Origin of the sequence: Rothia sp. HMSC065B04 (genome assembly GCF_001812285.1) — a bacterium.
Taxonomy (GTDB): Bacteria; Actinomycetota; Actinomycetes; order Actinomycetales; family Micrococcaceae; genus Rothia; species Rothia mucilaginosa.
On the sequence record NZ_KV808408.1, the window covers coordinates 23,081 to 32,778 of the forward strand.

Below are 9,698 nucleotides of genomic sequence, written 5' to 3' on the forward strand. Positions count from 1 at the left end.
CCTGCACCTTTATGAACAAAAACGGGCGTGTTGCTCGATAGAGATTTGACTCACCCCTTCTTGGGGCGCACCATAGAAGGGTGAAGACAGCAATGTTCCAGCGAATTCTACGCCTTGTCGACGTCGCCTAGGGCGCGTGGCAGGGTCTATTCACTGCGACTGAGCGCCCCTACCGCTACCACCAACAGCGAGGGGCATTTTTTATAGCTTGGTACCCCCGGGCATAGGATGCGTGAGGATCACACAAACCCCACGCAGAACATTGAGTACAACGAAGAACCATTAAGACACGAGGCATTTCCATGACTATGGGATTTTCCACTTCTGATGACGCGGCAAACGCTCCCGCAGAACGCATGACCGGTTCTCAGGCAATCGTCCGCACCCTCGAAGACCTGGGTGTGACTGACGTATTCGGCCTGCCTGGTGGAGCCATTCTGCCGACCTATGACCCCCTGTACGACTCCAAGAAGGTCCGCCACATCCTGGTCCGACACGAGCAGGGCGCAGGCCACGCAGCTCAGGGCTACGCAGTGTCCAGTGGTAAGACCGGCGTGTGCATCGCAACCTCCGGCCCCGGCGCAACCAACCTGCTGACCGCAATCGCTGACGCAAACATGGACTCCATCCCCCTGGTCGCAATCACCGGCCAGGTGTCCACTAAGTTGCTGGGCTCTGACGCATTCCAGGAAGCTGACATCGTCGGCATGGCAATGCCCATCTCCAAGCACTCCTTCATGATCACCGACCCGCAGGACATCCCCCGCGCGCTCGCAGCAGCATTCCACATCGCATCCACCGGACGCCCCGGCCCCGTGCTCGTGGACGTCACCAAGGACGCACAGGTTGGCATGATGGAATACCGCGGCATTCCTGAGGACCTGGAGCTGCGCGGCTACACCCCCGTCACCCGCGGCCACTCCAAGCAGATTCACGAAGCAGCTAAGTTCATCACCGAATCCAAGCGCCCCGTCTTCTACGTCGGCGGTGGCCTGGTCCGCGCAGGTGCTTCCGAAGAGTTCCACAAGCTGGCTAAGCTCATCGGCGCACCCGTCGTCACCACCCTGAACGCTATCGGTGCATTCCCCGACTCTGACCCCCAGAACCTCGGCATGCCCGGCATGCACGGCACCGTCCCCGCCGTCGCCGCAATGCAGAAGTCTGACCTGCTCATCACCCTCGGCGCACGCTTCGACGACCGCGTCACCGGTAAGCTCGACTCCTTCGCACCCGAGGCTAAGGTCATCCACATTGACGTTGATCCGGCAGAAATCTCGAAGATCCGCTTCGCAGACGTGCCGATCGTCGGCGACCTCAAGTACGTGCTGCCCGAGCTGACCGACCTGCTCTCCACCGAGTTCGCAGACCAGCTGCCGAACCTCACCGAATGGTGGAACGAGCTGAACGTCATCCGCAAGGATTACCCGCTCGGCTACGAAAAGCCCAACGATGGCCTCGGCTCGCCTGAGTACGTCCTGGAGCGTATTAGCGCTCTCACCGGCCCCGACGCATACTACGTCACCGGCGTTGGCCAGCACCAGATGTGGGGTGCACACTACATCCAGCAGGAGAGCCCCCGTCACTTCATCAGCTCCGCAGGCCTCGGCACCATGGGCTACGGCGTTCCTGCCGGCATGGGTGCAAAGGTCGCACACCCCGAATCCACCGTGTGGATTATCGACGGTGACGGCTGCTTCCAGATGACCAACCAGGAACTGGTCACCTGCGCACAGAACAACATCCCCGTCAAGGTTGCTATCATCAACAACTCCTCCCTCGGTATGGTGCGCCAGTGGCAGACTCTGTTCTACAACGAGCGCTACTCCAACACCGATCTGAAGGACGGTCACGGCACCGCACGCATCCCCGACTTCGTGAAGCTCGGCGACGCATACGGTTGCGCCACCTTCCGTTGCGAGCGCGACGAAGACGTGGACGCCACCATTAAGGCTGCCCTGGAAATCAACGACCGCCCCGTGGTCATTGACTTCACCGTCAGCCCCCACGCACTGGTCTGGCCCATGGTCCCGGCAGGCGTTTCTAATGACAAGATTTGGATTGCGAAGAACACTTCGCCCGAGTTCGATCGTGAGGGAGAGAACTAATGTCTCAGCACACTCTGTCCGTTCTGGTAGAAGATAAGCCGGGCGTTCTCACCCGCGTCTCCGGCCTGTTCTCCCGCCGCCTGTTCAACATCCTCTCCCTGGCTGTGGGCCCCACCGAAAACCCCGGTGTTTCCCGCATCACCGTCGTAACCGAAGGTGACGCTCACACCATCGAGCAGATTACTAAGCAGCTGAACAAGCTTGTTCACGTGCTGAAGGTCGTCGAGCTTCCCGCAGACTCCTCCACCCAGCGTGGTCACATCCTGATTAAGGTCAAGGCCGACGCAGTTGCTCGCCTGCAGATCGTTCAGGCAGCTGACCTGTTCCGCGCATCCGTGATTGACGTTTCCCCCGAGTCTGTTGTCATCGAGGCAACCGGTTCTGAGGAGAAGCTCAACGCACTGCTGGATGTTCTGGAGCCTTACGGTGTTCGCGAAATCGTTCGCGCCGGCACCATCGGCCTGGCACGTGGCCCCCGCGCTATGAGCGAGCGCATCTAATACCCACCAGGGTGTCATACCAACCCCGCATTAGCGGGGGATAGCTTCGGGTATCGCCCCGCTTCGACCGGGAAACCGGCGGCGATGCGATACCCGCCCCTATGGGCTCACAGACCTTCCGGATACTTCAGATGCTGAGAAGTACTCTCGACAGCCCGCAACTAAACAGCTTTCAAGTAGAATAGTCAATGTTGAGCCCAGCCTGGGCCGCATACCAAACTTACTGAGGAGAAGAAATGGCAGCAACCATTTTCTACAACGACGACGCAGACCTCTCCCTGATCCAGGGTCGCACCGTAGCAGTTATCGGCTACGGCTCCCAGGGCCACGCACACGCACTGAACCTGCGTGACTCCGGCGTGAAGGTCATCGTCGGTCTGTCCGAGGGCTCCAAGTCCCGTGCCAAGGCTGAGGCAGAAGGCCTGCGCGTCGCAACCGTTGCAGAAGCAGCAGCAGAAGCAGACGTCATCATGATCCTGACCCCGGACCAGGTCCAGGCAAAGGTCTACGCAGAGAGCATCGAGCCGAACCTCAAGCCCGGCAACGCACTGTTCTTCGCACACGGCTTCAACATCCGCTTCGGCTACATCACCGCACCCGAGGGTGTCGACGTGGCAATGGTCGCCCCCAAGGGCCCCGGCCACACCGTCCGCCGCGAATACGAAGCAGGCCGCGGCGTTCCCGCCCTGGTTGCAGTCGAGAAGGACGCATCCGGCGAAGCACTCGCACTGGCACTGTCCTACGCAAAGGCACTGGGTGCAACCCGCGCAGGCGTCATTAAGACCACCTTCACCGAAGAGACCGAATCCGACCTGTTCGGTGAGCAGGCAGTCCTCTGCGGCTCCACCTCCCAGCTCGTCCAGTACGGCTTCGAGGTTCTGACCGAAGCTGGCTACCAGCCCGAGATTGCTTACTTCGAGGTCCTGCACGAGCTCAAGCTCATCGTTGACCTGATGATCGAGGGCGGCATCGCTAAGCAGCGTTGGTCCATCTCCGACACCGCAGAGTACGGCGACTACGTCTCCGGCCCCCGCGTGATCTCCCCCGAGGTCAAGGAAAACATGAAGGCTGTCCTGGCAGACATCCAGAACGGCAACTTCGCAAAGCGCTTCATGGAAGACCAGGCCGCAGGCGCACCCGAGTTCAAGGAACTGCGCGCAAAGGGCGAGGCACACCCCATCGAGGCAACCGGCCGCAAGCTGCGCGAGCTGTTCTCCTGGAACACCGCTGACGACGACTACACCGAGGGTTCGGTGGCTCGCTAAGCGGTAGCTCAGCAATAGCTTTCTAAGAATCCGGCGTTCCACCTCTCACCCCACACGGGGGAGGGGGTGGGCGCCGGATTCTTGCTGTTTCAAGCTGAACAGCAGCACTCAACAGGTATGTGATGCAGTTCATGCTCACTTGAGTTGCGGGTGTCTATAAAATGCCGTATAGTATTTACTTGTTGCAGGGGAAAACCTGAAAAACAAATAAGCGCCTCTAGCTCAATTGGCAGAGCAATTGACTCTTAATCAATGGGTTCTGGGTTCGAGTCCCAGGGGGCGCACTTCAAAGAAAATCCCGCTGATTCTTAGGAATCGGCGGGACTTTTGCGTTCCCCGAATAATGCGGGTTTGTAGTGCGAGGTGCATATTATCCTCTTTGCTCCTGATGCGAGTGCTTGGAAGACGGTATTCGCCCTCGTTCCTACAGGGGTGGGGTGGGTGGGTACCTCGCGTCTCCCAAGACTACGGTGTGCGCTACATGTTTCCTCCGCGCCTACGCAGGGGCACCCGTCACCCGGACGCTCCGCTTCCTCCTTGCTCCGCATCGGAGAGCGTCCGTGTGACACCCTGAGGGCGCTTCCGGAAAGCACGGCGCGCCACCTTGGGTAGCCTAGCGTGGGTGGAGGGGTGGTGTCGTCCGTAGTGACATCAGGGTGCCCGAAGCGAAGCGAGGGCGGGTTCCCTGTAGGAACGAGGACGAACACCGTCCCTCCATCCGTATCCCGAAAGAAAAACATGCGGCGTGACTCCCCACAATTGATAAAACGTTGCCGTTAGTTCTGAATAAAATTACCCTTACGAGAAAAAATCTATTGACTTGGGTGTTTAAAACTATCTATAATCCAAGAACAGTGTTCAGTAAGTTATTGTTGCTGAAGTTCTGTATCTTCGAATTTCCATGCTAAATGGATTATCTAACAAGGAGGACTATGATGTCTCTGAAGAAGGTTTTGGCAAGTGCTGCTGTGCTTGCCGCGAGTGCTGGCAGCATCGTTGCCGTTGCCCCGGCAGCTCAGGCTACTGACTATCCGGGTGTTTGGAATTGCCCTGCTAGCCACGTCTGCATCTGGGAGCATTCCGATTTTCGTGGTGTCAAGGACACTATTAGCGGTTACTACTCGTACGCCAATGTTTCTGAGTATATGCATGACCGCGGTTCCTCGTGGATGAACGCGAACTACTACCGTAGTGAATGGCTTGGTGAGTGGTCTCATGGACGTATGATCCATGGTTCTCACCTTCCTCCTCAGTACCGTGGTACTAACCTGGTCCACGATAACTTTAATGACCGTGTTGACTTCGTTATGTGGGGATAAAAAATGAAAAAGCTATGGGCCCCCGGCGTTTTCCTTTCTACCGGATTCCTTATTGCGGGTTGCGCTGGGGGCGCTAGCTCAACCCAATCAACCCCGTCTTCCGATAGCCAGCAAAATATTTCTGCGGCCGCCACTGTCGACGTGCAGGCTACTGAAAAAGTGGATTCCATGATTTCCACTTCTGATAATGTTGAGCGCGCTTATCAGCGTCTTGCATCAGAATGTATGGTATCCAAGGGTTACCCTGACAGGAAGACCTATTACATGGTTGACACGTTTCCTGTGAGGAGCTTGCTCTCTCCGCAGCCTCTAAGCGTGGAATATGCTAGAAATTCTGGCTATCCCAGCCCTACCCCTCCGTCTCGTTATGCTTCTTTGGAAGGCTCGATAAACATGACAGAGCAAGAAGGAAAAGCATATTACGGAGATAACGGAAAGGGCGGCTGTCGAGAAGAAGCTGAGCTGAAACTATATGGCTCTGAAACTTTGGCAGGGATGCAGGAAGAAGTTACCAGGAAACTACTGCCCTATATTCGTGCTTCTGTATCTAACGGAGCATACTCGTCACTGGACGAGGAATGGGCACGTTGTATGGCTGAACGTGGGTATACCTATTCAAGTTCAGATATTGCATATGACGCTGTTCAGGGAACGCCCGCTGAACAGCAAACTGCGATTGATGATGCAACGTGTCGCGAAAAAATTAACTTCGAGGAAAAAACTGGGCAGGTACTAGATGCCTATATGACCACGTTCCTCGAAAAGGAGCAGGGCCTCATCGAGCAGGTGACCACCGCCAAGAAAACTGCTGAAGAAAACGCCCGAAAGATTCTGAGCTAATCCTCCGGACTAATCAGACCGGGCTATCCAGACCGGACTAACCAGAACAGGCGTACAGAGTAGCTACAACAGCTACACCTCGTCACAGTGTATTGTGCCCGGCACGTATCCCCGTGCCGGGCACAAACTAATCCCACACGGCACCGCCGCCACCTAAGCCCAAACGGCACAGACAATAGCGTTCCCACACGCGCACCCAAAGAAGGGACACCATGAGCGCCACCCCCACCCGCCAGAAGAAAACCCTCTGGCTCTACGGCATTATCGCCCTGCTCCTCATCATCACCGTCGGCACGCTCATCAGCGCCCAAAACATCAAAACCACCGCCCAAAAAGACGCAGAAGCGGCACCCCCGGACCCCTCCACCATCACCGCCACGGTCACCCGCGAGAAACTGCGCACCACCGTGCCCCTGACCTGCACCGCGAACTACGCCACCTCAACCCCGCTACGCTACAGCGGCGAAGGACAGTACACCGCAATCACCATCAAACACGGTGACACCGTCGGCAACGGCACCCTCATCGCAGAAGTCAACGGTGAACCTCTCATCACCCTCACCGGCGGCTTCGCGCTCTACCGCGACCTCAAACTCGACGATAGCGGCCCCGACGCCGCACTCCTCAACGAGGCACTGACCGCCATGGGACGCCAGGGCCCGCAGCCCGCGCGCATCACCGAAGACACCTACGAGGCTCTCAACAACCTCCTTGACAGCCTCGGCTACGCGCACGTCAAGACTGACCAGCCCATTCCCGCCCGCTACTTCCTCATCATCAACCGTGCCGGAGTTGTCACCGGCAACCCCCGCGCCACCGGCGCTATCGCAGATGGTCCCGTAGCCACCATCGCAGAAGGTAGCAAGACCCTCAGCTGCACCGGAACCACCGGCAGGCTCACCCCCGAAGCCCGTAGCGGTCAGAAGGTAACCGTGCCCTCCCTCGGTGATACTGAGTACGTCGCAACCCTCGGATACAAGAACACCACCGAAGCTGCCGGCGCCGCAGGCAACAGCCAGGCTGGTCGCCAGGCCAATGGTGCAGAAGGCGCGGCTGGCTCCAACCTCAAGGGCGCAGCCGGCGCGGCTGGAAGCACCGAAGGGGAACGTATCCTCACTCTCGACGTAGGGGATAAGGCGGACAGCCTCCGAGGCGCCGTCAACGCGGAACTCACCCTCGAAGAAACCCCCGAAGCGCACCTGGTCGTACCCTCATCGGCGCTCTACACCCGTGACGGACAGACCCGAGTCATCGTGCTCGGTCCCGAAAGCTCCAACGGATCGAAGGCACGTGAAGAACGCGAGGTAACCGTTACCGTCATCAGCAACGCCAACGGCAAGAACGCCGTCACCGGTGACCTGCACGAAGGCGATAGCGTCAAAATCATGCGCGAGAAAAAGTAGGGAGTAGCCATGACTGACTCCCGCGCTGCTCACGCGCACCCACCAGCCTATAGCGTCGATATTCAGGGAGTGTCCCAGCACTTTATGCAGGGTGACACTCGAATTGACGTGCTCAAAAATATTGACCTGAAAGTCCGCTACGGAGAAGTCGTCGCAATCCTGGGACCGTCCGGCAGCGGCAAATCAACCCTGCTGAACATCCTCGGTCTGCTCAGCACGCCCGCCTCCGGCAGCTACCTGCTGGACGGTACAGACACCGCAACCTTCAACGCGGCACAGCGAGCTGAAGCGCGCCTGGACAGCATCGGTTTCGTCTTCCAGGCGTTCCACCTCATCGAGCATAAGAACGTGTACCGCAACGTTGAGCTACCGCTCATCTACCGTGGTGTCCCCAAGGCAGAACGAGCGCAACGGGTTGCGGATACTCTCGCCCTGCTGGGGCTGAGCCACCGAACGGATGCACCCATCACCACTCTCTCAGGCGGTGAAAAGCAGCGTGTGGCTATTGCTCGTGCGCTCATTGGGGAACCGGCGTTGCTGCTCTGTGATGAGCCGACCGGCTCGCTGGATGAAGAGCTCACCCGTGAAGTGATTGACCTGCTCCGCGAATGTACGGGCGATCAGCAAAGCACGATTGTGATTACCCACGACCCGCTCGTGGCGGAGCACTGCGACCGGGTGCTGCGCATGCACGAGGGGCAGCTCATCGAGCAGAAAGCGCCGCAGCAGGAAGAAACGACCGCTCGTGAGCTTCTGAACCAGCCTAGCTTTACTGAGGAACAAGCATCTAAGCCGCAGGGGAGCGGGCGTGCACCCTGGGCGCTCGCCTCCCTCAAAGAAGCGTGGGACGCTACCGTTCACCGGGTGAGGCGCAATATCTTCACCATGCTTGGTGTGGTTCTGGGTATCGCTTCGCTTGTGCTGACCGTTGGTCTGACCGCCACCATTTCTGGGCAGCTGGCGGACAGCTTCGACATTTTTAGAGCTAAGCACCTGACGATTAGCTCTACCCGAACCGAAGCTATGAGCCGGGCTGAACTTCTGAGCCTAGCGGCAAGCGAGAATTATCGGCGTGTTAGCCAGCTGAACGGAGTGACCGGTACCGCGCTGGTGGATCAGCTGGATGAATCCACCGATATTCAGCGCGGCCCCGACAACTTTGGCGAGCGCGGCGCTAACGTGACGGCGTCCGTCCTTGCTGCAACGCCCACTATCTTTAGCGTGCAGGGTCACGAGCTGGTGTGGGGCCGTACCTTCGATGAGGGGCACGTGGAGCGTAACGATAAGGTCGTGGTGCTCAGCGAAAGCGTGATGCGCCAGCTTGCGCTACCCTATAGCCCCGGAGTTACGGTCTATATTCACGATGAGCCGTACACTGTCATCGGTGTGGTGCGGGAGAATCCCTCGCTGACTCTGTCGTACGGTTCGGTCTACCTGCCTCTGGGTGCGAAGCCTGGTGCCGATGTTGAAGAAGCGCAGCCCGCTGCCGGTGGCGGTGCCGTTGCGGCGCAGACCGGTAAGCGTTCCACTCAGATTGTGGTGAGTACTGTTGCCGGTGCCGCAAACCAGATTGCGGAGGAAGCACCGTACGCGCTCTCGCCGGAACGTCCCGCCCTGTATAGCGTGAGTGTGCCGCCGGAGCCGAAGACCCTTCGTGAGGCTGTCGACCAGCAGCAACGCACCATGCTTCTTGCGATGAGCGTTATTACCCTCGTAATTGGTGCGATGGGCATTATGAATACGTTCCTGGTTGCGGTGATGGAGCGTCGCCGTGAGGTTGGTTTGCGTCTGGCTATTGGTATGCGCCCTTCGGGTATTCTGTTGCAGTTCTCGGCGGAGGCGCTGCTGACCGGCATCCTGGGCGCTGTGGCTGGTATTGTGCTGGCGGTTAACGGCATCTCGATTGTGTCTTTGATGAACCGTTGGACGCCGATTATTAGTGCCGACACTATTCTGCTGGGCCTGGGCGCTGGTGCGCTGGTTGGTGTGTTGGCTGGTCTGTACCCGGCGGCGAAGGCTTCGCGTATTGATCCGGCACAGACCCTGGCGGCAGGATAGTCGCGTTGAGTAGGTGCTTGCCCCCGGTTGGGGCTTGGAGGGGGCGGTGTTCGTCCTCGTTCCTACAGGGGCACCCGCCCTCGCTCGCTTCGGGCACCCTGATGTCACTTACGGACGACACCGCCCCTCCACGCGATGCGCCAGGCCTAGCCGGAGCGCAGGGTAGCTATACCCTCCGGAAGCGACATCAGGGTACCCTCTCGGGTGC

The 9,698-nt window shown here is 58.7% G+C and carries 7 protein-coding genes and 1 tRNA gene; all 8 read left to right on the forward strand.

Annotation, left to right across the window (positions count from 1 at the left end; translation table 11 throughout):
• Positions 1 to 302 precede the first annotated feature (302 nt).
• The 8 genes from HMPREF2845_RS03545 (at position 303) to HMPREF2845_RS03580 (ending at position 9,490) form a co-directional block, all read left to right on the forward strand.
• Positions 303 to 2,105 (forward strand): acetolactate synthase large subunit, encoded by a 1,803-nt coding sequence (locus HMPREF2845_RS03545; protein WP_070614942.1) that lies wholly within the window; start codon positions 303 to 305, stop codon positions 2,103 to 2,105.
• Positions 2,105 to 2,605, forward strand: a complete 501-nt coding sequence (ilvN, locus tag HMPREF2845_RS03550; protein ID WP_005505523.1) for an acetolactate synthase small subunit — start codon at positions 2,105 to 2,107, stop codon at positions 2,603 to 2,605. The genes HMPREF2845_RS03545 and ilvN overlap by 1 nt, the downstream gene beginning before the upstream one ends.
• A gap of 236 nt (positions 2,606 to 2,841) precedes the next feature.
• Entirely contained in the window at positions 2,842 to 3,870 is a 1,029-nt protein-coding gene (ilvC, locus tag HMPREF2845_RS03555) for a ketol-acid reductoisomerase (RefSeq protein WP_005505530.1), read from the forward strand.
• 211 nt (positions 3,871 to 4,081) lie between these two features.
• Positions 4,082 to 4,154, forward strand: a tRNA-Lys gene (locus tag HMPREF2845_RS03560).
• Positions 4,155 to 4,802: 648 nt separating this feature from the next.
• Positions 4,803 to 5,189, forward strand: coding sequence for a peptidase inhibitor family I36 protein (locus HMPREF2845_RS03565; protein ID WP_161800484.1), 387 nt, complete (start codon positions 4,803 to 4,805; stop codon positions 5,187 to 5,189).
• A gap of 168 nt (positions 5,190 to 5,357) precedes the next feature.
• The gene (locus tag HMPREF2845_RS03570; RefSeq protein ID WP_239668346.1) at positions 5,358 to 6,029 is read left to right on the forward strand and encodes a chromosome partitioning protein ParA; all 672 of its coding nucleotides are present in this window, start codon (positions 5,358 to 5,360) and stop codon (positions 6,027 to 6,029) included.
• A gap of 212 nt (positions 6,030 to 6,241) precedes the next feature.
• Positions 6,242 to 7,432 (forward strand): efflux RND transporter periplasmic adaptor subunit, encoded by a 1,191-nt coding sequence (locus HMPREF2845_RS03575; protein ID WP_049359737.1) that lies wholly within the window; start codon positions 6,242 to 6,244, stop codon positions 7,430 to 7,432.
• 9 nt (positions 7,433 to 7,441) lie between these two features.
• Positions 7,442 to 9,490, forward strand: a complete 2,049-nt coding sequence (locus HMPREF2845_RS03580) for an ABC transporter ATP-binding protein/permease (protein WP_070633913.1) — start codon at positions 7,442 to 7,444, stop codon at positions 9,488 to 9,490.
• Positions 9,491 to 9,698 lie beyond the last annotated feature (208 nt).